This is a genomic window from Leifsonia sp. Root227 (genome assembly GCF_001428745.1).
In the GTDB taxonomy this organism is placed as follows: domain Bacteria; phylum Actinomycetota; class Actinomycetes; order Actinomycetales; family Microbacteriaceae; genus Leifsonia.
Genome location: NZ_LMIO01000001.1, coordinates 1 through 25,488, shown reverse-complemented (window position 1 = coordinate 25,488; position 25,488 = coordinate 1). Strand labels below are relative to the sequence as shown.

At 69.3% G+C, this 25,488-nt stretch carries 21 protein-coding genes; 8 read left to right on the top strand and 13 right to left on the bottom strand.

What is annotated here, in order from left to right; all coding sequences use genetic code 11:
• Positions 1 to 26: 26 nt before the first annotated feature.
• Together ASE16_RS00105 and ASE16_RS00100 are read left to right on the top strand one after the other, a co-directional pair.
• Positions 27 to 1,643 carry a sensor histidine kinase gene (locus ASE16_RS00105; protein ID WP_055888999.1) on the top strand — a complete coding sequence of 539 codons (1,617 nt, stop codon included), beginning with the start codon at positions 27 to 29 and terminating at the stop codon, positions 1,641 to 1,643.
• The gene (locus ASE16_RS00100) at positions 1,640 to 2,032 is read left to right on the top strand and encodes a GntR family transcriptional regulator (RefSeq protein ID WP_082581098.1); all 393 of its coding nucleotides are present in this window, start codon (positions 1,640 to 1,642) and stop codon (positions 2,030 to 2,032) included. Before ASE16_RS00105 ends, ASE16_RS00100 begins: the two co-directional genes overlap by 4 nt.
• A 14-nt stretch (positions 2,033 to 2,046) precedes the next feature.
• On the opposite strand, the gene ASE16_RS00095 is transcribed toward ASE16_RS00100, so the two are convergent.
• The gene (locus ASE16_RS00095; protein ID WP_055888995.1) at positions 2,047 to 2,874 is read right to left on the bottom strand and encodes an aldo/keto reductase; all 828 of its coding nucleotides are present in this window, start codon (positions 2,872 to 2,874) and stop codon (positions 2,047 to 2,049) included.
• 29 nt (positions 2,875 to 2,903) lie between these two features.
• On the bottom strand, positions 2,904 to 6,545 hold the full coding sequence (locus ASE16_RS00090; RefSeq protein WP_055891306.1) for a proline dehydrogenase family protein: 3,642 nt from the start codon (positions 6,543 to 6,545) through the stop codon (positions 2,904 to 2,906).
• Between the two features lie 157 nt (positions 6,546 to 6,702).
• Here ASE16_RS00090 and ASE16_RS00085 point away from each other — a divergent pair, with 157 nt between their 5' ends.
• The 3 genes from ASE16_RS00085 to ASE16_RS00075 all read left to right on the top strand — a co-directional run bounded on the left by ASE16_RS00085 (position 6,703) and on the right by ASE16_RS00075 (position 9,986).
• On the top strand, positions 6,703 to 7,596 hold the full coding sequence (locus tag ASE16_RS00085; protein ID WP_055888991.1) for a LysR family transcriptional regulator: 894 nt from the start codon (positions 6,703 to 6,705) through the stop codon (positions 7,594 to 7,596).
• 72 nt (positions 7,597 to 7,668) lie between these two features.
• Positions 7,669 to 9,330: a phytoene desaturase family protein gene (locus tag ASE16_RS00080; RefSeq protein WP_055888988.1), complete on the top strand. Its 1,662-nt coding sequence runs from the start codon at positions 7,669 to 7,671 to the stop codon at positions 9,328 to 9,330.
• An 89-nt stretch (positions 9,331 to 9,419) separates the two neighbouring features.
• A complete protein-coding gene (locus tag ASE16_RS00075; RefSeq protein WP_055888984.1) occupies positions 9,420 to 9,986 on the top strand; it encodes an SRPBCC domain-containing protein in 567 nt (188 codons plus the stop codon).
• 36 nt (positions 9,987 to 10,022) lie between these two features.
• Here ASE16_RS00075 and ASE16_RS00070 read toward each other — a convergent pair whose 3' ends face one another.
• Positions 10,023 to 10,991 (bottom strand): DNA-3-methyladenine glycosylase family protein, encoded by a 969-nt coding sequence (locus tag ASE16_RS00070; protein ID WP_055888981.1) that lies wholly within the window; start codon positions 10,989 to 10,991, stop codon positions 10,023 to 10,025.
• 79 nt (positions 10,992 to 11,070) lie between these two features.
• Between ASE16_RS00070 and ASE16_RS00065 the strand changes: the two genes are divergently transcribed.
• Positions 11,071 to 12,453, top strand: coding sequence for an FAD-binding oxidoreductase (locus ASE16_RS00065; RefSeq protein ID WP_055888976.1), 1,383 nt, complete (start codon positions 11,071 to 11,073; stop codon positions 12,451 to 12,453).
• Positions 12,454 to 12,534: 81 nt separating this feature from the next.
• Here ASE16_RS00065 and ASE16_RS00060 read toward each other — a convergent pair whose 3' ends face one another.
• From ASE16_RS00060 to ASE16_RS00045, 4 genes are all read right to left on the bottom strand, one after another.
• Positions 12,535 to 13,080, bottom strand: coding sequence for a thioesterase family protein (locus ASE16_RS00060; protein WP_082581097.1), 546 nt, complete (start codon positions 13,078 to 13,080; stop codon positions 12,535 to 12,537).
• A 158-nt stretch (positions 13,081 to 13,238) separates the two neighbouring features.
• Entirely contained in the window at positions 13,239 to 15,209 is a 1,971-nt protein-coding gene (locus ASE16_RS00055) for a potassium transporter Kup (RefSeq protein ID WP_055888968.1), read from the bottom strand.
• 125 nt (positions 15,210 to 15,334) lie between these two features.
• Entirely contained in the window at positions 15,335 to 17,095 is a 1,761-nt protein-coding gene (menD, locus tag ASE16_RS00050) for a 2-succinyl-5-enolpyruvyl-6-hydroxy-3-cyclohexene-1-carboxylic-acid synthase (protein WP_055888964.1), read from the bottom strand.
• Positions 17,088 to 17,444 (bottom strand): PLD nuclease N-terminal domain-containing protein, encoded by a 357-nt coding sequence (locus ASE16_RS00045; protein ID WP_055888961.1) that lies wholly within the window; start codon positions 17,442 to 17,444, stop codon positions 17,088 to 17,090. The genes menD and ASE16_RS00045 overlap by 8 nt, the downstream gene beginning before the upstream one ends.
• 42 nt (positions 17,445 to 17,486) lie before the next feature.
• Between ASE16_RS00045 and ASE16_RS00040 the strand changes: the two genes are divergently transcribed.
• Positions 17,487 to 17,825, top strand: a complete 339-nt coding sequence (locus ASE16_RS00040) for a DUF4229 domain-containing protein (RefSeq protein ID WP_235500073.1) — start codon at positions 17,487 to 17,489, stop codon at positions 17,823 to 17,825.
• 57 nt (positions 17,826 to 17,882) lie between these two features.
• Here the strand turns inward: ASE16_RS00040 and ASE16_RS00035 are convergent, their stop codons facing one another.
• The 3 genes from ASE16_RS00035 to ASE16_RS00025 all read right to left on the bottom strand — a co-directional run bounded on the left by ASE16_RS00035 (position 17,883) and on the right by ASE16_RS00025 (position 21,108).
• The gene (locus ASE16_RS00035) at positions 17,883 to 18,860 is read right to left on the bottom strand and encodes a 1,4-dihydroxy-2-naphthoate polyprenyltransferase (protein ID WP_055888955.1); all 978 of its coding nucleotides are present in this window, start codon (positions 18,858 to 18,860) and stop codon (positions 17,883 to 17,885) included.
• Positions 18,861 to 18,886: 26 nt separating this feature from the next.
• Positions 18,887 to 20,062 (bottom strand): AMP-binding protein, encoded by a 1,176-nt coding sequence (locus tag ASE16_RS00030; protein ID WP_414843021.1) that lies wholly within the window; start codon positions 20,060 to 20,062, stop codon positions 18,887 to 18,889.
• 134 nt (positions 20,063 to 20,196) lie between these two features.
• A complete protein-coding gene (locus tag ASE16_RS00025) occupies positions 20,197 to 21,108 on the bottom strand; it encodes a 1,4-dihydroxy-2-naphthoyl-CoA synthase (RefSeq protein WP_055888951.1) in 912 nt (303 codons plus the stop codon).
• Positions 21,109 to 21,164: 56 nt separating this feature from the next.
• Here ASE16_RS00025 and ASE16_RS00020 point away from each other — a divergent pair, with 56 nt between their 5' ends.
• Complete coding sequence (locus tag ASE16_RS00020; protein ID WP_055888947.1) at positions 21,165 to 22,157, top strand: o-succinylbenzoate synthase; 993 nt, start codon at positions 21,165 to 21,167, stop codon at positions 22,155 to 22,157.
• Between the two features lie 4 nt (positions 22,158 to 22,161).
• Here the strand turns inward: ASE16_RS00020 and ASE16_RS00015 are convergent, their stop codons facing one another.
• From ASE16_RS00015 to ASE16_RS00005, 3 genes are read right to left on the bottom strand one after another with little or no spacing between them, the layout of a single operon-like run.
• Positions 22,162 to 23,184, bottom strand: coding sequence for an HAD-IIA family hydrolase (locus ASE16_RS00015; protein WP_055888944.1), 1,023 nt, complete (start codon positions 23,182 to 23,184; stop codon positions 22,162 to 22,164).
• On the bottom strand, positions 23,159 to 24,163 hold the full coding sequence (locus tag ASE16_RS00010; RefSeq protein ID WP_055888941.1) for a hypothetical protein: 1,005 nt from the start codon (positions 24,161 to 24,163) through the stop codon (positions 23,159 to 23,161). Before ASE16_RS00010 ends, ASE16_RS00015 begins: the two co-directional genes overlap by 26 nt.
• Positions 24,061 to 25,110, bottom strand: coding sequence for a hypothetical protein (locus tag ASE16_RS00005; RefSeq protein ID WP_157479945.1), 1,050 nt, complete (start codon positions 25,108 to 25,110; stop codon positions 24,061 to 24,063). Before ASE16_RS00005 ends, ASE16_RS00010 begins: the two co-directional genes overlap by 103 nt.
• Positions 25,111 to 25,488 lie beyond the last annotated feature (378 nt).

The window sequence follows — 25,488 nt, the reverse complement described above, 5'->3', positions numbered from 1 at the left end:
ATGCGCGGAACCCGCGTGACGCGACCGTGAACCGTCTCCGGCGCCTGTCGATCACCGCCCGCATCACGATCGGCAGTCTGATCGTCGCCACCCTGTTCGGCCTGGTCGCCGTCGAGGTGGTGCGCTTCGGCGTCGCGGCGATCCTGCACAACGCCACGGTGACGCTGCTCGACAACGACGTGGCGGCGCCGGCCGCCGCTCTGGGCAACAACCCGGACGGACCGTTCGATCTGCCGGGCGGCGGCCAGGAGCTCGCGATCGTGGATGCGTCCGGCTCGGTGCTCGCATCCACTCTGCCTGGCTCGCTGGAGGAGGACATCAGCAGTCTGCTGAAGCTGGGCGACCAGGCCACGAGCGTGAAGGTCGGCGACGACCAGTACCTCGTGCTGGTGCGCGAGGTGGTGACGCCGAACGGTGTGATGCACGTGATCGCCGCGCGCAACAACGAGACGACGGACCTCATCCTGGACCGGCTGACCGGTGCTCTCGCGATCGGTGCGGTGCTGCTGGTGATCGGGTTCGGAGCCGCGTCGTGGCTGCTGACCCGCGCCGCCCTGCGCCCGGTGAGCAGGATGCGCGAGCAGGCGGAGCGCATCGCCGACGTGCAGTCGACGGGACTGCTGACCGTCAATCCGGCGCGCGACGAACTCGCGGAGCTCGCCGGGACCCTCAACGACCTGATCCGGCGGCTGCGGGCGTCGGCGGAGCGCGAACGGCAGATGGTGTCGGATGCGAGTCACGAGCTGCGCACGCCGCTGGCCGTCCTCCGCGGCCAGCTCGAACTCGCGGAACTGGACGCCGGCGACGCGAACGCGCTGCTCGCGGACATCCGTTCGTCTCGCAGCACCGCCCTCCGGCTCGGCCAGCTCGCGAACAACCTGCTGGAGCTGTCCCGTATCGAGGCCGGCCCGGCGAGCGGCCGCACGGACTGGCGAACGCTGACCGACGAGCTGGCCGACGCCATCGACCGCGCTCGCCTCCTGGCCGCGAGCCCGGAGGAGAGCACTCCGCCGATCTCGATCGACTTCGACTACAACCCGCGCAAGATGCCATCTGGCGAGCGCCTGGTCGGTCTCTCGCCCACCGATTTCGGCCGCATCCTGGACAACCTCATCGGCAACGCGATCACGGCGATCGCGGCAGCGGCGACTGCGACTGAGGGCGCGCCGGGCACGGGAACGGCGGGCGCAGGAACGCCGGGCGCAGGAGCCGGCACGAGCACGGAGACCAGCGTTGACACCGAGACAAACGCAGACACAGACTCAGACTCAGACTCAGACTCAGACTCAGACTCAGACGCAGACTCAGACGCAGGCGCGCCCGACGACCTCGAACTCCGGGATGCGACGGTCACCGCCGAGCTCACGGCCACCGACGCCGAGGTCATCCTGACCGTGAGGGACAGCGGCCCGGGAATGCCGGACGCGTTCATCCCCGTGGCGCTCGACAGGTTCACTCGGGCGGACGGCGCCCGCACGGCGCATTCCGGCGGCGGGCTCGGTCTCGCGATCGTCGGAGCGCTGGCCGGGTCCGCAGGCGGTAGCGTCGTCTTGGCGAACGCGCCGGGCGGCGGTCTCGTCGTCACCGTGGTGCTTCCGCTCGTCGACAGCGCACCGATCCCAGGGAAGGCGGACCAGCCGTGACCGACTCCAGCACGCCGGGCTTTCTCGCCGGCGCGATCGACCCGTCCGCGACCACGCCGCCGTTCGAGCAGTTGAAGTCGCACATCCTCTCCGCCGTGGCGTCGGGCGACGCCGCCGTCGGAACACGCCTCCCGCCTGTCCGCGCCCTGGCCGATGCGCTCGGACTCGCTCCCAACACGATCGCGCGCGCCTATCGCGAGCTGGAGCACGTCGGCGTCCTGGAGACGCGCGGCCGCGCCGGCACGTTCGTCGCGGCCTCGGACGCCGTCCAGCGCGAGGCCGCCGCAGCAGCAGCGGCCTTCGCCGACCGCGCCGCAGATCTGGGCCTGACAGTGGACGCGGCCCTGACCCTCGCCCGCGCCGCCCTGGAGTCGCGCCTCCGCGCCTGACACCGGCGCCGTTGTCAGTGCCCGCTGCGGTCCGAGTCCACTCCGGCGTCCGGTCCTTCGTCGAGCGTGTCGATCGCGGCCAGGTCCGCTGCGTCCAGCTCGAACCCGAACACGTCGAAGTTCTCCGCGAGCCGCTGGGCGTTGCTGGATTTCGGGATGACGACGAGCCCGTTCTGGATGTGCCAGCGGAGCACGACCTGCCCCGGCGTCTTCTCGTGCTTCTCTGCGATCTCGGCCAGCACCGGCGAGCGCAGAAGCTCGCCTCCGGCGCCGAGCGGGCTCCACGACTCCGTGACGATCCCGTGCTCGGTGTCGTATGCGCGCTGCTCACGTCGCTGAATAGCCGGGCTGAGCTGGATCTGGTTCACCGCCGGGGTCACGCCGGTCTCCGCGATCAGCTTTTCGATGTGCGCGGGCTTGAAGTTGGAGACGCCGATCGCGCGCGCCTTGCCCGCCTCCCGCAGCCGGATGAAGGTCTCCCAGGTGGACACGTACTCGTCCCGAGCGGGCAGCGGCCAGTGGATGAGCAGCAGGTCGACGTAGTCGAGCCCCAGCCTGGCAAGCGAGCCGTCCAGCCCGTCGACAGCGCGGTCGTCTCCCTGGTACGTGCCGTCGAGCTTCGTGGTGACGAACAGCGCCTCCCTGGCGACGCCGCTGTTCTTCACCCCGGCTCCGACGCCGACCTCGTTGCCGTACTTCACCGCCGTGTCGATGTGGCGGTATCCGATGGCCGCCGCTTCGACGATCGCGCGCTCGACCTCGCGGTCGTCGAGTGGCCAGGTGCCGAGACCGAGCTGCGGGATGGACGTTCCTGAGTTGAGGGGAAGGCTGGGTGTCGTCATGTTTTCAGGCTACGCGGGCCCGTCTCCGATCAGATGACTGTGTCGGAAAGCTGCGTCGGATTTCCGAACCGGTGGTTGGTGATCGAGATCGCCTGCTCGTGGAGGAAGGGCAGCACCTCGATGCGCCCGGACGGCGTGACCTGGTTGGCGTACACAGCCACGTCCGGGGTCCCCCCGAGTGCGGCTGCCAGCTCGGACGCGTCTCCCCCGATGAGCCGGATGCGGTGGGGCCGTGCCGCGTGCGACCGGATGCGCGACAGCCAGTGCCCGTCCGACTCCACGACCACCTCGAGCTCGCGTTCGCGCAGGAGCTGGTGCATCGCCCGCGGCAGCTTGACCGCCGTGCTCACCGCGAACGGCGAGTTCGCGACGGTCCCCGCCGCCATCACCCGCAGCAGCTCGGGAAGCCCCGCCCCCTCGGAGAGCCGGATGGTCACCGGCACCGGCCGGTAGCGGAACAGGTTACGCTCCACCCCGATGGCGGACACGTCTTTGACGGCGTGGTATTCCGTCGCCGCGGCGATGGCGTCGCTGAGCGCCGACCGTCGCACGACGTCGAACGCCGCGTAGTCCATCGACGACTGACCGGACTCGATGAGGTCGGACACCCGCTTGTCGAGCCCGCGCAGGTGCAGGCTGGCGCTGGAGCTGCCAGCGTCCGGCACCCACGATCCGAGCCCGATCAGATAGTTCGGTCCACCGGCCTTCGTGCCGGCGCCGACGGACGAGCGCTTCCACCCTCCGAACGGCTGACGCTGCACGATGGCGCCCGTGATCCCGCGGTTGACGTAGAGGTTTCCCGCTTCCACCGACTCGAGCCAGAGCGCCAGCTCCTCGGAGTCAAGCGAGTGCAGTCCGGCGGTGAGCCCGTATTCGATAGCGTTCTGATAGCGGATCGCTTCGTCCAGGTTCTTCGCCGTCATGATCCCGAGCACAGGACCGAAGAACTCGGTGAGGTGGAAGTACGAGCCTGCCTGCACTCCCGCACGGATGCCGGGCGACCACAGCCTGCCCGTGCCGTCCAGCTGCTTCGGCTTCACCAGCCACTCCTCGGATGCGCCGAGCGTGGTGAGCGCGTGCAGCAGCTTGCCGGATGCCGGCTCGATCAGCGGCCCCATCTGACTCGTCGGGTCCTGCGGGTATCCGACGCGCATACTCGTGGCCGCGTCGATGAGCTGGTTGCGGAACCGATCAGAGGTGGCGACGGAACCGACCAGGATGACGAGGCTCGCGGCCGAGCACTTCTGGCCGGCGTGGCCGAATGCGCTCTTCACGATGTCCGAGACGGCCAGGTCGTAGTCGGCGCTCGGCGTCACGATGATGGCGTTCTTGCCGCTCGTCTCGGCCAGCAGCGGCAGGTCGGGACGCCACGACCGGAACAGCTTGGCCGTCTCGTACGCGCCGGTCAGGATCACCCTGTCCACGCGCGGGTCCGAGACGAGCGCCTGTCCGAGGTCGTTCTCCGCCACGTCGACGAGAGCCAGCAGTTCGCGCGGGATGCCCGCCTCCCAGAGCGCCTCGACCATCACAGCGCCGGAGCGCTTGGCCTGAGGAGCCGGCTTGATGACGACCCCGCTACCCGCGGCGAGCGCGGAGAGGACGGAGCCGGCGGGGATGGCCACGGGGAAGTTCCATGGAGGCGTGACGACGGTGATCTTCGACGGCACGAAGCGGGCGCCCTGGACCGCATCCAATTCTCGCGCTCTGCTGGCGTAGTAGTGGGCGAAGTCGATCGCCTCGCTGACCTCTGGGTCGGCCTCCGCGATGGTCTTGCCCGTCTCGGATGCCATCACCTCGATGAGCCTGTCGCGGTTCGCGGCGAGTGCGATCCCGGCACGGTCGAGCACGGCAGCGCGGTCGAAGCCGCTGCGCGCACCCCACGCCTCGCCGTTGATCCTCACGGTCTGGAGGAGCGCATCGAGCTGACCGGCGTCGGTGAGCGCGGCAGACGCGATGGTCTCGACTCCCAGCTCCGACGCGGCCGACCTGGCGAGGATCTTCCTGCCCCAGCTCCGGTTCGCCGCGAGTGACGGGTCCGTGTCTGCGGCGTTGTGGAAGCCGCGCATCACGTCGACGGTCATCGGCTCTCCGACGACCCCGTCGCCGCTCGACCCGCGGCGCAGCCCGAGCACGACGCTCGTCAGCCCTTCGTCGCCATCAGCGGCAGGCTCCGGCGCGGCCGGCCGGGTGAACGCCTCTGCGCTCGCCTCGTCCCACTCCCGTGAGCGGTCCTGCTGCCGGTTGGGCAGCGGCGCGACACCCCACGGCTGCGTGTCTGCTTCCAGCTCGGCGATCGAGGCGAGGAACCGTTGCTTCTCCCGCTCGAACAGGCCGGCATCCGAGTCGAGCTCGAACACCGCGGACATGAAGTTCTCCTGGCTCGCGTTCTCTTCAAGCCTGCGGATCAGGTACGAGATCGCCACGTCGAACTCTGCGGGGTTGACGACCGGCGTGTAGAGCAGCAGGCTGCCGACCGTCTTCTTGACCGCCTCCGCCTGGGCCGTCGCCATCCCGAGCAGCATCTCGAAGTCGATGCTGTCCGTCACCCCGCGACGCGAGGCCAGCAGCCAGGCGTACGCCACGTCGAACAGGTTGTGCCCTGCGACGCCGATCTTCACCGCGTCCGTGTACTCCGGTGTGAGCGCCCAATCGAGCACGCGCTTGTAGTTGGTGTCGGTGGCCTGCTTGCTGCCGTAGGTGGCGAGCGGCCAATCGTGGATGGCCGCATCCACCCGCTCCATCGCCAGGTTCGCGCCCTTGACCACGCGCACCTTGATCGGGGCGCCGCCCGCGACCCGCCGGGTGCTGGACCACTCCGTGAGGGTCTGCAGCGCATCCAGGGCGTCCGGCAGGTAGGCCTGCAGCACGATCCCCGCCTCGAGCTTCGCGAACTCCGGCTTGCTCAGGATGCCGGTGAAGACCGCCATCGTCAGGTTGAGGTCGCGGTACTCCTCCATGTCGAGGTTGATGAACTTCGGCTTCGGAGACGACGCGGCCAGCTGGTACAGCGGCGTCAGCCGTTCCACCACGCGCTCGACCGTCTCGTCGAACGACCACATCGAGAGCTGCGACGCGATCGAGGACACCTTGATCGAGACGTAGTCGACGTCGTCGCGCGCGAGCAGCTCTCTCGTGCCTTCCAGGCGCCGCGCCGCCTCCTTCTCTCCGAGCACGGCCTCCCCGAGCAGGTTGAGGTTCAGCCGCGCTCCGTGTCCGTGCGGATCGTTGGGCGTGCGCAGGTGGGCGATGGCCGGTCCGAGCTTCTGCGGGGTGGCGTCGACGACCAGGTGGCCGACCATCCCGCGCAGCACGCGGCGCGCGATCGGAATGACGATCCACGGGAGCACCGGCCCGAACACGCCGCCCAGCCAGATGGCGAACCGCATGTACCAGGGCAGGAACGACGGGATGCGCTTGGCCACCTTCTGCAGGTTGTAGCCGGCCACGAACAGGTCCTGCGGGCGGGCGACGCCATCCACGAATCCGACAGCGAAGTCGAGTCCGTGCGGGTCTTTCAGCACGCCGGCGAGACGCTCGGCCGCCGGGTCTTGCGCAGCAGAGGCACCCTCGGCGGTCGCGGAGCTCTGAGCGAGCCAGGTGCGCACGAGTTCGACCGCCTCGTCCGCGATCTGCGACGGGCGCGTCTCGTTGCCATCCGTGTGATTGACCATGTCCACGACTGTATTCCTCGCTGCTCGGGGGATCGCTGAGGCCCGCGAAATCTGTGCAGAACCGACCCCTGTGGAAACAGTGTGCAGCCTCAGTATCATCAGGAAAAGCGAATGTTTGCGAACGATATCGTTCGCTCTGACCGAATGAAGGCAACGGATGCTCGACGTGCGCAAACTTCGCCTCCTGCGCGAACTCAAGGTGCGCGGCACCGTCACCGGCGTCGCGGAGGCGCTGTCGTACTCTCCGTCTTCCGTCTCCCAGCAACTCTCGGCGCTGGAGAAGGAGTCCGGCGTCGTCCTGCTCGAGAAGGTCGGCCGCCGCGTGCAGCTCACCGCCCAGGCCGAGATCCTGGTCAGGCACACCGGCGACATCCTCGACATGCTCGACAGGGCGGAGGCCGAGCTGACCGCATCCAGCACCACAGTCGCCGGCGTGGTGCGGATCGCGGTCTTCCAGTCCGCGGCGCACGCCATCATCCCGCGCGCGCTCTCCACGCTCGCCGCCGAATACCCGGAGCTTCGCGTCGAAGTCACGGAGCGAGAGCCGGAGCAGGGCCTGTTCGAGGTCTCTGCGCGCGACTTCGACCTGGTGATCGCTGAGCAGTACCCAGCCAGCACGCGCGGGCTCCGCACCGACCTCGACAGGGTCCAGCTCGCCTCGGACGCCATCCATCTGGCGAGCAGCTCCAGCGCGGATGCGCGGGTGACGACCACGAGCCTGGCCGGCGCCGCCACCCTCCCCTGGGTGATGGAGCCCCAGGGCACGGCCGCGCGCACCTGGGCTGTCCAGCTGTGCCGTGCCGCCGGGTTCGAGCCGGACGTCCGCTACGAGACCGCCGACTTGATCGCGCACATCCGCCTGATCCGTTCCGGCAACGCAGTCGGCATCCTGCCCGACCTCGTCTGGGCAGGCGAGACGCCGAGCGTTCGCCTGATCGACCTGCCTGGATCGCCGCACCGCACCGTTTTCACGTCGGCGAGGCGCTCCTCTGCCGAGCGCCCAGGCGTGGTCGCGTGCCGCGACGCGCTCGCACGAGCTGTGCCGTCCTGACGCGGTGCCGTCCTGACGCGTCGGCTGCCATCGCGTTGATGCACGATCGTCGCTCCGCATAGGCTCTGACGCATGACCGCCACTTCCGCTTCCTCCCCTGAACTCGAGCAGGCTGCGACCCCGGCACCGGCCCCAGCAACGACCCCGGCACCGACTCACGATGTGGTGATCGTCGGCGGCGGCCACAACGGCCTCACCGCCGCCGCGTATCTCGCACGCGCCGGAAAGAGCGTCATCCTGCTCGAACGTCTCGAATCCGTGGGAGGCGCTGCGGTCAGCGCGCAGGCGTTCTCCGGTGTCGACGCCTGGCTGTCGCGGTACTCCTACCTGGTGAGCCTGCTCCCGCAGCGCATCGTCGATGACCTCGGGCTGCGCATCCGGCTGGCGCGTCGCCGGTACTCCTCGTACACGCCCGTCCCCGGCGACGAGTCCGGAGCCGCGCTCCTCATCGACAATACGGATGCGGACGCCACGTCCTCCTCGTTCGCCCGCATCGGAGCCGCGGACGACGCCCTCGCGTTCCACGACTTCTACGAGACGACCGGTGCCCTCGCGCAGTCCCTGTGGCCCACGGTCACCGAACCGCTCCTGACCCGCAGCGAGGCCAAGGCACTCGTCGGCGACGACGAGCTCTGGTCGTCGATCTTCGAGCGCCCGATCGGCGAGCTCATCGAGTCGCGCATCTCCAACGACCTCGTCCGCGGCGTGGTGGCGACGGATGCCCTGATCGGCACCTTCGCCAGCGTCTCCGACGCCTCCCTCGCCCAGAACCGCTGCTTCCTCTATCACGTCATCGGTCAGGGCACCGGTCAGTGGGACGTCCCGGTCGGCGGCATGGGGACGGTGACAGGCGAGCTCGCCAGGGCCGCCCGTGAGGCCGGCGCCCGCATCGTGACGGATGCGGAGGTCACCTCGATCAGCCCGGAGGGCGTCGTCGGGTACGACCGCCATGGCCACGACCGCCGCGTGGTCGGCAGGCACGTGCTCGTCAACGTCGCACCGGATGTGCTCGACCAGCTGCTCGTCGGACAGGGCGACGGCGAGACCCCGAGTGACGCCACCCCGTCCCGACCCCGCGCCGAGGGAGCGCAGGTCAAGGTCAACCTCCTGCTCGAACGCCTCCCCCGGCTGCGCGACGAAGCCGTCGACCCCGCTGCGGCCTTCGGCGGCACCTTCCACATCAACGAGACATACACGCAGCTCGAAGACGCCTTCGCCGGGGCGGTCCGCGGCGTCATGCCGGACCTCATTCCGTGCGAGATCTACTGCCACTCGCTCACCGACCCGAGCATCCTGGACCCGGAGCTCGCCGCATCCGGAGCCCAGACCATCACGGTGTTCGGCCTGCACACCCCCGACCGCTGGCTCACCGACGACAACAACGACGCCACCAGGCAACGACTCCAGGATGCGGTCATCGCATCCCTGAACTCCGTCCTGGCCGAGCCGATCGAGAGCCTCTTGCTCACCGACGCGGACGGAAATCCCTGCATCGAGACGAAGACCACCCGCGACATCGAGCACGCCCTCAACATGCCGGGCGGCAACATCTTCCACGGCCCGCTCTCCTGGCCGTTCGCCGAGGACGACGACCCGCTCGACACCCCTGCGCAGCGGTGGGGCGTGGCGACCGAGCACCCGCGCATCCTGCTGTGCGGGTCCGGGGCGCGGCGCGGAGGCGCGGTCAGCGGGCTCGGAGGGCACAACGCGGCGATGGCGGTGCTGGAGGGCTGAGCCGGGCAGACCGTGTGAGGACTCACACCGCATCCACTGCCGGAAACCGCGCAACGTGGCTAGTGTGATGGTTTAGCGGGAGGTGCACCATGATGCCGCAACCAACGGGTCGACTCGTACGCAAAGACGACGGGGTCTACGTGGTCCTGGACAGGATCTTCAAGGCGCCGATCGAGGACGTCTGGTCCTATTTCTCACGATCGCCGCGCCTCGCCGAGTGGATCGGCGAGCTTACGGGAACCCCATCCACCGGCGCCGCCCGCTTCCGGATGAACGCGGAGGGCAACGAGGCGGAGTGGGAGAATGTCACCATTCTGGAGTGCGACTCGCCGCACCGGTTCGCCGCGGACATCGGGCCGTCCGGAACCTCGCGGCGCGTTTACGTCCACCTCACGGAGGCCAGCGGGCACACGACGGTGACGCTCGGCCAACGCCTCCGCTCTCTGACGGACGAAGCCGTGATCGGCGTCGGCTGGGACTATTACTTCGACCGCCTGATCGCCGCGCGCAGCGGCAAGCCGATGCCGGCCTGGAGCGACTACTACCCGCTGTTCCTCGAGCACTACGAGAACCTGTGCCGCGAGCTCAACCAGGACATCAAGGCGGAGAACGCCACACTGCACGCGGTCGGCAGGGCCAACGGCACCACCGGCTGACGCAGCGACGGCCACGTGGATGCGGTCACCGCCTGCTCAGTGCCAGCGGTGGTCCTGCAGCGTGATGCGCGGCCCGCGCCGCTCGAACCTGTGCCCGCTGGCGAGGATCAGCCGGATGACCCGTTGCCGGTGCCCTGCCCACGGCGACAGCAGTTCGAGCATCCCGTCGTCGTCGACGCGCTGACCGGTGAGCGCCTCGCCGACGTAGTGCGCCAGGTGGTAGTCGCCGACGCTCACGATGTCCGGGTCGCCCGTGGCCCGCTGCAGCGTCTCCGCCGCGGTCCACGGCCCGATGCCGGGGATCGTCTGCAGCGCCCTGGCTGCCGCATCCCGAGGGTCCGGCTGTCCGGCCGCGCGCTCGACAGCGCGCTCGAGCGACGCCGCGACGGCGAGCGCCGCCTGCGCGGTGCGCGCCCTGCCAGGGTCGACGCCGGCGCGATGCCAGTCCCACGACGGGATGCCGCGCCACTGTGCGACGGTCGGCACCACGCGCATCCCCTCGGGTGCTGGCCCTGGTGCCTGCTCGCCGAACCAGCGCAGCAGCCGCGCCCACGAACGGTAGGCCTCCAGGCTGGTCACCCGCTGCTCGATCACGGCGGGCAGCAGAGCCTCGAGCAGACGATTGGTGCTCGACAGCTTCAGCCCGGCGTTGCGGCGACGGCTGTCGTGCAGCAGCGGCGTTCCGCTCACGTCGAGCCCGTCCCAGTCGTCGTCGCGCCCGAGCAGAGCGGGCACCGCGTCGATCGCCCACTCGGCTCCTGGCCCCCACGCCGTAGCGCGGACGCTGCCGTCCGCCCCCGGATAGCGGATGCGCAGGGTCGCCGCGCCCGCCGGCGTGCGGAACGTGCGCCACACGCCTCCCGCATCCCACCTGGTGGTCGGGTCGTGCGGGCCGCGGCCGAGCACGGAGAGCGTGCTCCGCACATCCACGGGCGATGCTGGACGGTAGACCGTCTCGACCGCGCCGCCAGCCGGGGCCGGCGCTGCGGGAAGGACGGTGCTCATGCAGGGAATGGTACGTCAGAGCCCTGACACCATACCGGCTGTGATTCCCAGTGTCGGCCGTCTCCTCTACATTCTCCCCATGGGAATCGAAATCAACGACGATGCCGTCGCGCGCCTGCGCGACGCCATCGCAGGAACTGTCTACCTCCGGGGGGAGGAGGGGCTCGCGGCCGAGGTCGCCTGCTTCAACCCGGTCATCGTCCACGATCCGGACATCGTGGTCGCCGTCACAGACGAGAACGATGTCGCGGAAGCTCTCCGCTTCGCTCGCGACCAGGGCATCCCCGTGCGGATTCAGGCGACCGGCCACGGCTCGGAGACGCCCATCGTCGGCGGCATGATCATCGCAACGCAGGCGCTCGACACCATCGCCATCGACCAGGATGCGCGGCTCGCCACCCTCGGCGCCGGCGTGCGCTGGGCGCCGGTCATCGTCGCGACCGCCGAGTTCGGCCTCATGCCGGTCACCGGTTCGTCCACCAGCGTCGGAGCGGTCGGGTACTCGCTCGGCGGCGGTGTCGGCCCGCTGGCGAGAAGCCACGGCTTCACATCGGACTGGGCGCGCGGGTTCCGCGTCGTCACCGCGGACGGCGAGGTCGTCACGGCGGACGCCGACACCAACCCCGACCTGTTCTGGGCGCTGCGCGGGGGCAAGGGCGGGCTGGGCGTGGTCACCGAGATGACGCTCGAACTCGTGCCGCTGCGCACGCTGTACGCCGGAAGCGTGTTCTTCGAAGGCGACGCCATCGCAGACGCGTTCGGAGCATGGGCGGACTGGTCGGCGCAGCTGTCGGAGGAGGCGACCACGTCGGTCGTCTTCCTGCAGATCCCGGACATGGAGGGGCCGCCGCCTCCACTGCGCGGCCGTTCGCTGCTCAGTGTGCGCTTCGCGTTCCCCGGCGACGCGGCCGATGGCGAGCGGCTGTTCGCTCCGATGCGCGCGGCGGCGCCGGTGTACCTCGACATGGTCGGCGAGATGCCCACCACGGCCGTCGCGACCATCCACAACGACCCTGAGCAGGGCGCGCCGAGCTGGATCCGCGGTCTGATGCTCGACTCGTTCGACAGGCAGACGAGCGAAGCCCTGCTCGACGTGGCCGGACCGGGAACCGGGTCGCCGTTCCTCGCACTCGAGATCCGTCAGCTCGGCGGCGCGACGGCGCGCGACGTCCCGGAGGGCTCGTCCGTCGGAGGCCGCGACAGCAGGTACACGGTGTCGACGCTCGCGGCCGACCCGTCGACGTTCGCCGAACTCGCGCCGGCTCGCGCTGCCGCCGTGGCCGACGTGCTCGCCGACCGCATCTCCGAGATCACGAACGTCAACTGGTCAGCCGGTCTCAGCGACCCAGAGGCGTTCGAGCACACCTGGCCGCCGGCGATCTTCGACCGCCTGGCCGCGGTCCGCGCCACCTGGGACCCCGACGGCGTCTTCGCGTTCGGCCCGGCTCCCGTCCCGCGCTAGCCATCCCCCAGCAATCGAGTCCGGACTTGTTCAGGCGACACGCCGATCCTGAACGTGAACAAGTTCGGACTCGATGCTGTCCTACTCCGCCCAGACGCTCGGCGCGGCCGCCTTGGTGGACGGCAGGGCGGCATCCGCGCCCCACTGCAGCAGCCACTCGGGAACCGAGACGTCGGAGGGTGCGACGCCCACCGCATCCAGCAGCTCCTCATTGGTCACGATGCCGCCGCCCCGTTTGAGGAAGCGGCCGCGGATGAACGCCTGCGTGTAGATCTCGCCGTCCACCGTGAACCGCTGCTCCACATACACGGCCCGCTCGTCGAAGCCCAGGATGCGCGACTCGACCACGAACGGCTGCCACAGTTCCAGCGACTTCCGGAACGAGATCGTCTCCGACGCGACCACCGGATACCACCCGCGCTTCTTGAAGATCGCCCACACGCCGTTCCGGCTGAGCAGGTCGAACCGCCCGATGTCGGCGATCGACAGGTACACGCCGTTGTTCATGTGCTTCAGGATGTCGAGATCGGTGGGCAGCACCCGGAATCTCGTGCGCGCCACATCCCAGTGCCCCAGCCGCGGCCCGAAGCGCGAGATCAGGAAGTGAAGCATCGTCCGAAAGATCATGTGCACCCGGTCATGCTAGCCAGCCGCCAACGATCTCTCACTTCCGTTGTCGACGGCCTCCAAACGGCGCCGCACCGTCCGGGCCGCCGGTTGTGCGATCCGCGAGAGCCTGCCGAGCATCGACCGCCCCGCTTGCCTTCCTGCCTGCCTGGCTGGCGTCAGATCTCGACGTCGCTCCCCATCGTGACGGTGCGCAGCGCTGGGAGACCGAAGCGCGCGGCGGGATCAGCGGCATTATGGGCGAGCGCGATGAACAGCGACCGGCGCCACCTGACCATCTTCGTCGTCCGGGTGGTCCGGATCGCCCCGCGGGAGATGAAGTACGAGGCGTCTTTGAAGTCGCGCGCGTGGAGCGGCAGCACTCCCGCGTAGCACGCGGCACGCAACGCCCGCGGGATGTCCGGTTCGTCCGAGAAGCCGAAGCGGATGGTCAGGTGCTCGATGCCGTCGTCGGTGTAGCCGAGTTCGTCATACGAGAACGCCTCCATGCGCGGCACGTGCGGAACCTGCGCCGTGCTCACCGACACGATGATCACGTTCTCGTGCAGCACGTGGTTGTGCTCCACATTCGCCCGCAAGGCGAGCGGAGTGCTGTCCTTGTTCGGGTGCGGGAAGATCGCGATCCCTGGAACGCGCGGGAGGTTCTTCTTGCGCACGTCCTCGATGAACTCGGCGAGAGAGCCCTCCTTGACCTGCCTGTCCTCCTTCACCAGCAGTCGTCCACGGCGCCACGTGGTCATGACGAGGATGACGGCCGCAGCGATGAGCAGGGGAACCCAGCCGCCGTTCACGATCTTGGAGAGGTTTCCTGCGAGGAAGGCCAGTTCGAGGCCGCCGAAGACGATGGCGGCCGCAGCCATCTTCCACGGCCCCCAGCCCCAGAGCGGGCGGGCGACCAGTACGAGCAGGAGGGTGTCGACGACCAGCGCCCCTGTGACAGAGATCCCGTATGCGGTGGACAGCCGATCGGAGGAGCCGAAGGAGAGCATCACGGCCATCACGCCGACGAACAGGAGAGCGTTGATGGCGGGCATGTAGATCTGGCCGCCCTCGCGTTTCGAGGTCTGGCGCACGGTGAGCGGCGGCAGCAAGCCCAGTTGCACGGCCTGCCTGGAGAGCGAGAACGCTCCGGAGATGACCGCCTGGCTGGCGATCACGGTCGCCGCCGTCGCCAGGATGACGACGGGGAGCCGCCCCCAGTCCGGGATCAGCAGGAAGAACGGGTTGGCCTTCGCCGCCGGGTGGTGCAGGATCAGCGCGGCCTGACCGAGATAGTTGATCGTGAGCGCTGGGAACACCAGAAAGAACCAGGCCCGGCGGATCGGCGAGCGGCCGAAGTGCCCCATGTCGGCGTACAGAGCCTCAGCGCCGGTGATCACGAGGACCACCGCGCCAAGCGCGATGAACGAGATCGAGGGATGCGCGATGATGAAGACCACCGCGTAGCTGGGCGACAGCCCGAGCAGCACGGACGGATACTGGATCACCATTCCGAGTCCTGCCACGGCGAGCACGACGAACCAGAGCACCATGATCGGGCCGAACAGCACGCCGACCTTCCCCGTTCCGAAACGCTGCACGACGAACAGGCCGACCAGGATCACGGCCGCGATCGGGATGACGAGGTGCGAGATCGCCGGGATCGTGACGTGCAGGCCTTCGACGGCCGACAGGACGCTGATCGCGGGCGTGATGATCGAGTCTCCGTAGAACAGCGAGACGCCGACGATGCCGATCACCAGCAGAATCCCGGCCTTGCCCGCGCGCTTCGCGTAGAGGCGCTGCGCGAGTGCTGCCAGCGCCATCACGCCGCCCTCGCCGTCGTTGTCGGCGCGCATCAGGATGCCGAGGTACTTGATCGAGACCACGATCGTGATGCTCCAGAACATCAGCGAGATGACGCCGAAGACGTCGCTCTCGTTGGCGCGCACGGCGCCGCCGTCGAGGAGGAACACCGTCTTCAGCGCGTAGAGCGGGCTCGTCCCGATGTCACCGAAGACGACCCCAAGGGCGGCGACCGCGACCGCGACCAGCGGCCCCCGGTGGTGACCGTGGGCACGGGCCGGAGCAGGTCGATTCGCGCGTCCGGCGGCGGCTTTACCCTGCCGAGGCGTGACTGACCGAGTCATTCGGCTCCACGACGCCGTGAGCGCCGAAACCAGCTACCTTGCATTTTCGTCACGTTACCCCTCTGCGGGCACGGCGCGGCCCGACCCGCGCAACTACACGGCGAGTTGGCGGGATGCAGCGCCGGTCAGCGCCCGAGCGGAACCTCGACGATGCTCACGCCCGCAGGTGGAGCGGACAGCGCCTGGTCGAGTTCGCCCTTCGTGCGAACGACGCGGTGCGCCCATCCGTATGCCTGCGCGAGCACCGCGAGCTCGACCCTCTGCGGCGTGTAAAGCACCCGGTCGAACGCGCTGGCAGGCGCGCTCGTCGCCACCTCCAGCCCGTCGAAGATCGTTCCCCCTCCGTCGTTTCCGACGATCACCTGCAGGTGCGGCCGACGCTCCCCTTCGCCGAACAGCAGCGAACCGACGTCGTGCAGCATCGCGATGTCTCCGAGCAGCAGCCGCGTCACGCCGGTCGGCGCACCTGCCGCCTCCGCGGCGGCCTGACTCTCCAGTGCGATGCCGATGGCCGTGGCGATCGTGCCGTCGATTCCGGCGAGGCCGCGGTTCGCGTGCACCCTGAGCTTCTTCCCTGACACGATCCTGTCCGCATCCCGCACCAGCCGGGAGGCGCCGAACAGCAGACGGTCGTGCGGCCAGGTGTACCGCCACAGCGCCTCGGCGAGCAACGGTCGCGTGATCGGGGCGCGCACGGCGGCGAGCTCCGCCCTGGCGAAGGCGAGAGCATCGGCCGGGTCGTACGAACGAGCCTTGTCGACGTCCGGGGCCGTGGCTGCAGGGTCTGCCGCGAGTTCCGCCTGCTCGATGAGGCGGCGGCTGCCGAACACCCAGCTGCCCACCCACGCGCGCACGTCCGGGGACCGCAGGTCGATGGATGCGGGCGGGAGCACCCCTCCGACGATCCGCGCCCGGTGCCCGGGGTTGTACGCCTGCGCGCCTCTGGGCGCGACGACGACGACCTCCACGTCCTCCCTGGTGAGCAGGACGGGCACCTCCCGGCTGAGCGTCGGGTGTCCGAAGACGATGGCACGCTCGACACGTCCGCCGAAGTCGTCCTCGTGCAGCAGCTCCCGGTATGCGACGACCAGGTTCGGCCCGAACCGGGACCCGCTCGACACCTCAGCCAGCAACGGTGCTCCGGATGCGCGGGCGAACTCCTCAGCCTCCGGTCCGGCGTCCGCTCCCGCGATCACCACGGTGCGCTTGCCGTCTGCGAGTTCGATCGTCTCCCGTCCGAGTGCTTCCGGACCCGCTGTCGCCGGCCGTTCGCCTGCCTCGATGCGTCCGAGCTCCGGGACGGCGACGGACAGCGGCTCGCGGAAAGCGATGTTGAGGTGGACGGGGCCAGGGTCCCCTGTGTCCGCTCCGACGGCCGCGCGCACGGCGGCGAGCGCGAGCGCCGTCGCCTCACTCTGTTCGCCGTCTGCGCCGGTCGGCGCCGCGACATCGCGAGTGGAACGCACGGCGACGCCGTAGAGGCCGTCCTGGTGGGTGGTCTGATTGGCGCGGATGCCGCGGAGCTCATCCGGGCGGTCGGCGGTGAGGACGATCATCGGGATGCCGGACTCGTGCGCTTCGAGCACGGCGGGGTGCAGGTTGGCGGTGGCCGTGCCGCTGGTGGTGATGACCACGGCGGGCGCGCCACCTTCGCGTGCGAGGCCGAGCGCGAGGAATCCGGAGACCCGCTCGTCGATGCGCACGTGGAGCCGGGCCGAGCCGGAGCGTTCCAGCTCGGCGGCGACGAGGGCGAGTGCCTGCGAGCGCGAGCCAGGGCTGACGATCAGGTCGTGCACCCCCGCGCGCACGAGCGCGGTGAGGAGTGCGATGGAGTAGTCGGTGGCTGGGTTTCCCGTAGGAGCGGGCTGTGCGGCTTGTTCACCCATCCCGGCGGCCGGTTTGGTCGTTGTCTGGTCCGTTGTCATCGAGTTCGGCGAGTTCCTTCTCCAGTTGCCGGATGCGCTCTTCCTGGTCGTGGTCGACGCGGAGGCGCTTCAGGAATTCGGGGTCGTCGTCCGGGGCGACTGTGCGCCGGCCGATGCCGTTCTTGCGTCGACCGCGTCCGATGAGGAACCAGAGCACCCCGCCGATGACCGGGAACAGGATGATGACGAGAAGCCACACGGGCTTGGGAAGGCCGCGCACCCTGGAACGGTCGAAGAAGGCGCAGTCTGCCACGGAATAGATGTAAAAAACCGCGGCAGCGACGCCGAGGACTATCCAGAGGCGAACCATGCGTCAATCGTAACTCTCAGAGAGTGTCTCTAAGCTGGGAGGGTGAAACGCATTCCCTCCTGGGTCACTTATTCTGTGCTCCGCCTCCTGTTGTTCGCGATCCCGCTCGCGATCCTGCTGGTGTTGCGCATCGACTGGTGGATCGCGGTCATCGCGGCGGCGCTCATCGGGCTCTGCCTTTCCTACATCTTCCTCAGCAAGCCGCGCAACGCCGTGTCGACGGACCTGTACGCCGCCCGCCACCGCGACAAGCCGGCCACGACCGTCGACGACGACGCGGAAGATGCGGTCGTCGACGCCGCCGAGCGCCCGGAGCACACCGAGCACCCAGAGCACGCCGAGCACCCGGTGCACACCGAGCACACCGACAAAGCCTCCTGAGTCGGCTCAGGCCTCAGCGTCTCCGGCTATTCGTTACGCCGCTGATCCGTTCTCCGATCAGAACGCGTATGCGGCACCGAGCGCCAGCGCCACCAGCAGCCCGGTGAAGCTGGTCAGCTGCAGCGCAGTGACCAGTTCGCGCGGCGTCTTGGCGAACAGCGTGATGACGCAGGCGGGCAGAGCGGCCAGCAGCGCGAACATCCCGAACCAGGCGAACGGGTAGAGCAGGGCCAGAACGGCCAGGATGCCGAACGGCACCAGGAGCAGCACGCAGAAGACGATCCGGGATGCGACGTTCCCGAGCAGCACGGCGAGCGTCCGCTTGCCCGCCTGCTTGTCCGGCCCGATGTCACGGATGTTGTTCACCATCAGCACCGCGCACGCGATGAGCCCTGCGATGACGGCGCCGAACCAGGCCTCCTGGTTGACGATGCCCGCCAGCATGTATGTGGTCCCGGCCGTGGCGACCAGCCCGAAGAACAGGAACACGAACACTTCGCCGAGCCCGAAGTACCCGTACGGCCGCTTGCCTCCCGTGTAGAACCAGGCGGCGACGATGGCCGCGGCCCCGACGATGAGCACCCACCAATGCTGGGTGAGCAGCACGAGCACCAGCCCGGCGACCGCGCCGAGCGCGAAGAACACGAGCGCGACGGTGAGGACCCGCTTCGGCGCGGCCCTGCCGGACCCGGTCAGCCTGCTCGGCCCGACCCGGAACTGGTCCGTCCCGCGGATTCCGTCTGAGTAGTCGTTCGCGTAGTTGACGCCGATCTGCAGGAAAACCGCCACGGCGAGGCACAGCAGCGCGCGCACCGGGTGCCAGATCCCGGCTCCGTCCGCCACCTTGGCAGCGCCGACGCCGATGATGACCGGAGCGATCGCCAGCGGCAGGGTGCGCAGTCGTGCGCCGGCGATCCAGTCGGATGCGGTTGCCGGCTTGACCTTGACCTTCGCTGCCCCGGGACGTCCAGGCCTGCCGCCGTTGCGGCGCTGAGCGGGCGTCATCCGTTGCATTCGTGGCTTGTTCTGACTCATCACAGTGCGAATCGTAACAACAACGGCTATGCCGTTTCGTCCGCCGCGACCTGCCGCGCCGCCACCCGGTCCGGCTTGCCGCTGCTGAGGTGCGGCAGCGCATCCACCTGCACGATGGCGGCGGGGGCTGCCGCCCGGCCTGCCCTCTCGGCGACATGCGCGCGCACCGCGGCGAGCGTGGTCGACGACGCGGAACTATTGCGTTCGACGACCACGACGGGCACCTGGCCCCATTCCTCATCGTCCACGGCCACCACCACCGCCCCGCCGAATCCGTCCAGCGCCCGCACCGCGCCCTCGACCGCGTCGAGCAGCACCTTCTCCCCGCCCGAGATGATGACGTTGTCGGCCCGGCCGAGCACGCTCACCGTGCCTTCGCTGTCCACGCGCCCGAGGTCGCCCGTGCGATACCATCGCTGTCCGTCCGCCTCGTGGAACATCGCCGCTGTCCGCTCCTGATCGCCCAAGTAGCCCTCCGCGAGCACCGGCCCGGCGATCTCGAGCAGTCCGTCGACCGCCCGAACGTTCGTCGTCCCGATCGGTCGCCCGTCGTACACGCACCCGCCCGCCGTCTCGCTCGACCCGTATGTGCTCAGGATGCGCGCGCCCGCCGCCAGCGCACGCTCCCGCAGTTCAGGCGTGAGCGCCTGCCCACCGACGAGGATGCCGTCGAACCGTCGCAGCGCGTCGCCCACCGCCCTGTCACCGGACTCGGACGCCGCGACCAGCCTCGCCAGCTGCACCGGAACCACGGAGACGAACCGCAGGTCGTGCTCCAGCCGGCCGGCCGCCTCCGCGAACCGCGTCGGATCGAAGTGCCCGTCGCCGTAGTACACCGGCTCCGTCTCCGCGGCGATCGACCGCACAAGCACCTGCGCCCCCGCCACATAGTGGGCGGGCAGCGCGAGCATCCACTGTCCCTGTCCGCCCATTGCCCCCGCCGACGCGGCGGCACTCGCAAGCAGGGCGTCCGCCGACAACGCCACGCGTTTCGGCACTCCCGTCGATCCCGACGTCTCGATCACCAGCGCGACGTTCTGCGCCACCCGCTCGTCCTGACCCGGCCACGCCCCAGACGCCACATCGACGCCAGACGCGACATCGACGCCAGACGCGACATCGACGCCAGACGCAACATCGACGCCAGACGCGACATCGACGCCAGCGCCGACACCGGGCCCCGTGCCACCGTCGCGCGGCACTACAGCGCCACCGCCACCGCCGAGCGCTTCCCGCAGCGCTTCATACACCTCCGCCGGGCGCCCGGAATCCACCACCCGCAGCGCCCGCGTCACCGCTTCCTCCCGATAGCCGTCGTCATCCGCGCCACGCCCGCTCAGAACTGCCAGGGGAACGGCGACCAGTCCGGCTCCCGCTTCTCCAGGAACGAGTCGCGCCCCTCGACCGCTTCGTCCGTGCCGTACGCCAGTCGCGTCGCCTCTCCGGCGAACACCTGCTGCCCGACCAGCCCGTCGTCCACCGCGTTGAACGCGAATTTCAGCATCCGAATGGCTGTCGGCGACTTGGTCAGGATCTCGTTCGCCCATTCCAGCGCCGTGGTCTCCAGCTCGGCATGCGGCACGACTGCGTTCACCGCGCCCATTTCGTATGCTCGCTGTGCCGAGTACTCCCTGGCCAGGAAGAACACCTCCCGAGCGTTCTTCTGCCCGATCTGCCTGGCGAAGTATGCGCTGCCGTACCCGGCGTCGAACGAGCCGACGTCCGCATCGGTCTGCTTGAACCGCCCGTGCTCAGCACTCGCGATGCTCAGGTCGCAGACCACGTGCAGGGAGTGGCCGCCGCCGGCCGCCCAGCCGGGGACGACCGCGATCACGACCTTCGGCATGAACCGGATGAGTCGTTGCACCTCGAGGATGTGCAGTCGCCCGCTGCGCGCAGCGTCGATGCCTGACGCCGTCTCACCCTCCGCGTACTTGTACCCGTCGCGTCCCCGGATGCGCTGGTCGCCTCCCGAACAGAACGCCCACCCGCCGTCTTTCGGGCTCGGACCATTGCCCGTCAGCAGCACGACGCCGATCCGCGGGTTGGTGCGTGCATCCTCCAGCGCCGCATAGAGTTCGTCGACCGTGTGCGGCCGGAACGCGTTGCGCACCTCCGGCCTGTTGAACGCCACGCGCGCCACGCGCCTGGCGACATCGTGGTGGTACGTGATGTCGGTCAGCTCCTCGAAGCCGGCGACCTCGCTCCACGCGCTCGTGTCGAAGATCTCTGAGACTGCTTTTGCCATGCCACCAGCCTACGGTTCACGGTCGCGGCGCGGACCGGTCGTGCGACACTTGTGGAATGTTGCCCGAGCTCGCCGACCTGTTGAAAACCGCCCGTGTCGTCGCGCTGCCGATGACCTCGAAATTCCGCGGCATCACGGTCCGCGAGGCGGTGCTGTTCGAGGGCCAGGAGGGCTGGACCGAGTTCTCCCCGTTCGTCGAGTACGACGACGCGGAATCCGCCCGCTGGCTGCACGCCGCCATCGACTTCGGCTGGCGCGCCGTCCCCACCCCGCTCCGCGACCGCATCCCGGTCAACGCGACCGTTCCCGCCGTCGCAGCAGACGCGGTCGCGGCGATCCTCGACCGCTACCCCGGCGCGCGCACGGCAAAGGTGAAGGTCGCCGAGCCGGGGCAGACGCTCGCTGACGACATCGCACGCGTGCGCGCCGTCCGCGACCACCTCGGCCCGGAGGGACGCATCCGCATCGACGCGAACACGTTCTGGAACGTCGATGAGGCCGAGCACGCCATCCACGCTCTCGCACCCTTCGATCTCGAGTATGTGGAGCAGCCGTGCGCCTCCATCGAGGAGTTGGCCGAGATCCGCCGCCGCACCGCATACATGGATGTTCCGATCGCCGCAGACGAGAGCGTGCGCAAGGCCAGCGATCCTCTCGCCGTCGCCCGCGCGGACGCTGCCGACCTGCTGATCGTCAAGGCGCAACCGCTCGGCGGCATCCACTCGGCTCTGCGCATCGTCGCGGAGGCCGGCCTCCCTGTCGTCGTCTCCAGCGCGATCGACACCTCCGTCGGCATCGCGATGGGCGCGCACCTTGCGGCCGCTGTCCCCCGGCTCGACTTCGACTGCGGGCTGGGCACTGCCGCAATGTTCGTCAACGACGTCACCGACGAACCGCTCCGCCCGGTCGACGGGAGCATCCCCGTGCTGCGCCCGTCCGTCTCCTCCGCGCGTCTCGACGCGCTCGCGGCCGACGGCGACCGTCGCGACTGGTGGCTCGACCGCATCCGCCGCTGCTACCGCCTCGTGGAGCGGGCGACGGCGCTCTGACGGCTCAGCTGTACAGTCGCTCCGGAACCTCGAGCCCGTAGATCGCACGACCGGAGCCCCAGATGACTGCGCACGCAGCGCGCAGCAGGTTCAGCTCGTCGTCGCCCTCACTCAGGATGCGCACGTCGTTGCCGTCGATCGACACGGATGCGTCCCCCACGGTGGCGGTGCGTCCGTCCTTGCTGAAGCCGGTGGCCGGGTACGGCTCGCTCAGTCCGCGCAGGTCGCCGAGGATGTACGTCGGTCGCGAGTTCGCGTCCGCCGCGATCAGCTGCTTGGCGCGGTCGACCCCCGTCAGCACGAGCACAGAGTCGATCCCGGCGCGGTTGGCGCCGAGGATGTCGGTGTCGAGCCGGTCTCCGATGAACAATGCTTTGGACGCACCGAAGCGCGTGACCGCCTCTTCGAAGATGGCGACCTCCGGCTTGCCCGCCACGATCGGGAGGCGTCCGGCTGCCGTGTGCACGGCGGAGACGAGCGTGCCGTTGCCCGGTGCGATCCCGCGAGCGACCGGAATGGTCCAGTCGGTGTTCGTAGCGACCCACGGCCGCTCCTCGTCCGACCTGCCCTGCAGCGCGAACGCCGCCTCGGCGAGTTGCGTCCAGCCGACTTCGGGTGCGAAGCCCTGGATCACGGCGGCCGGATCGTCGTCGGCGGAACGCGTGACGGCGAACCCGCCCTTCTGCACCTCGTCGACCAGGCCGTCGCCGCCGATGACCAGGATGGTCGCCCCGGGCGGCACGTGCTGGGCGAGCAGCCGCACGGCCGCCTGCGGCGAGGTCACCACATCCGCCGGCTGCACGTGCAAGCCGAGATCGGTGAGGTGCCCGGCGACGGATGCGTCTGTGCGGGATGCGTTGTTGGTGATGTAACCGACTCGCACGGTTTCAGCGGCCAGGTTGAGGCTGTCTACGGCGTGGGGAATCGCGTCAGGGCCTTTGTACACGACTCCGTCGAGGTCGGCCAGCACCAGATCGACTCCGTCGAGGGGGGTCACGGCCTTAGCGCTCCGGCGAAACAGGGCCATCGGTCGCGTCTTCCTCCACGTCGTCCTGGTCGGTGTCCTTGTGCTGGTCGTCGAGGGCCTCGGCGTCGTCAGCGTCGCCGTCGTCATCAGAGTCGTCGTCAGCGTCGTCAGCGTCGTCAACGTCGTCGCCGGCATCAGCGACCTCGTCAGCCTCGGCGTCGTCGAGCTCCACGTCGTCTTCGAGCTCGAGCACGATGTCCGCATCCTCATCCACGGAACCAGCGTCGCCGATCGCGATGCTGTCCTCCCCGTCGATGTCGAACTCGTACTCTTCCTCGACGACGTCGACGGTCTCGTGCTCATCCATCGACAGTGCGTCGCCGATCGCTTCCTCCGCACGGGTGGCGCGCTCGCGCCACGCCTCGGAGTCTTCCGTGCGCCCGAGTTCGCCGAGCACATCCGCGTACGCGTGGAACAGGTCGGGACTCCAGCTGAACGCCCTGTTCGGGTCGAGCTGGGGAATCTCGAGCTCGGCCAGGGCCGCTTCCGGCTGCTCGAGGTCGAGACGCGCTCCGGACATCGCGATGGCCAGCGACACCTGCACGTCGTTCGGCAGCGTCGACCGGTCGACGCTCCGCCCGAGTTCGAGCGCCCGATCCGGACGGCCGACCCCGCGCTCGCTGTCCACCATCAGCGGAAGCTGGTCGTTGGAACCGGAGATGCGCCGATAGGTGCGCAGTTCCCGCAGAGCGAGGGCGAAGTCGCCTGTACCGTACGCGGTGATCGCGAGCGTCTCGCGAACGACCGCGATGCGCCCTGCCCTACGGGCGGCGGAGAGCGCGTGCTTGTGGGCGAGCTCCGGGTCTTCCTCGATTAGCTGAGCTGCCATCACCAGGTGACGTGCCACCCAGTCGGCGTTGTCCTTGCTGAGCGTCTTCAGCTCGACACGAGCCCCCTTGTCGAGGTCGCGCGCCTGCACGCTCTCGGGGATCTCCGGGTCGTCGTGCCGTGGACGAACCGACCGCAGCTCTCGCGCCATGCGCTCTTCTTCGGTGAGCTCGCGCTCGTAGTCCCTGGCGTCGCGGTCGCCGCGCGCCGGACGCCCGTCCCTGGTCCACAGCTTGTCGCCGCGGCCCCCATCGCGTCCTCCGTCACGTCCATCGCGTCCGTCACGTCCGGCGCCGCGTCCGCCACCGTCCCTGTCATAGCCACGGGATGCGCCCCCACGACCACCCGACGGCGCGCCACTGCGCTGCCCGTCCCGCGAGCTCGCGCCCCGGTAGCCATCGCGCGGAGCACCATCACGCGGAGCACGATCACCGCGGTACCCGTCACGCGGAGCACCATCACGCGGAGCACGATCACCACGGTAACCGTCGCGCGGCGCACCATCACGCGGAGCACGATCACCACGGTAACCGTCGCGAGAACCACCAGTGCGGGGAGCCCCGGTACCACCGTTGCCGCGGTAACCTCCGGAACGTTCGCCGTCACGGGGTGCGCGCTCACCGCGGTACCCGTCACGCGGCGCACCATCACGCGGAGCACGATCACCACGATAGCCATCACGCGAGCCGCCATCACGAGGAGCACGGTCACCCCGATACCCATCACGCGGAGCGCCATCACGCGAAGCCCGATCGCCCCGATACCCATCACGCGGAGCGCCATCACGCGAAGCCCGGTCACCCCGGTACCCATCACGCGGACCGGCATCCCTGCCGCCGCGGTCAGCACCGCTGGAGCCGCCGTCCCGACCGCGAAATCCGTCGCGCGGCGCAGAGTCGCGGTTGCCCCGATACCCATCGCGCTGTGCCCCGTCGCGCGGAGCCCCGTTGCCACGGTACCCACCAGAGCGCTCACCGTCTCGGCCACGGTACCCACCAGAACGCTCACCGTCTCGGCCACCGTCACGCGGTGCGCGGTCGCTGCGGTATCCGCCGCTCGATCGCTGTCCGTCCCGCGAACTGGAACCGCGGTAACCATCGGAGCCTCCGCGGCCGCCCTGATTCGGACGCCCGCTCCCGTTGTCCGATCGGCGCGGTCCGTCGCCTCGCGACCCACCGGAGCGTGCACCGGAAGCGCCGCCTCGATCGTCGGCGCTGCGCGCGTCTCGCTGGTCGTCTGCCGGTGTATCGCTCACGACTTCTCCTGTTGGGTGGCGGGAACGTTGCCCAGCCTACGTCGTTCCCGACGCCCTGTTGTGTTGTGATGTTGGTTGTTAAATGCGAAATGGCCACCCGGTGGGTGGCCATTTCGTGAAAAGAAGTCCGGCGGTGTCCTACTCTCCCACAGGGTCCCCCCTGCAGTACCATCGGCGCAGAGAGTCTTAGCTAGATTGAGGTCTCGCGCGGCATCCTGCCG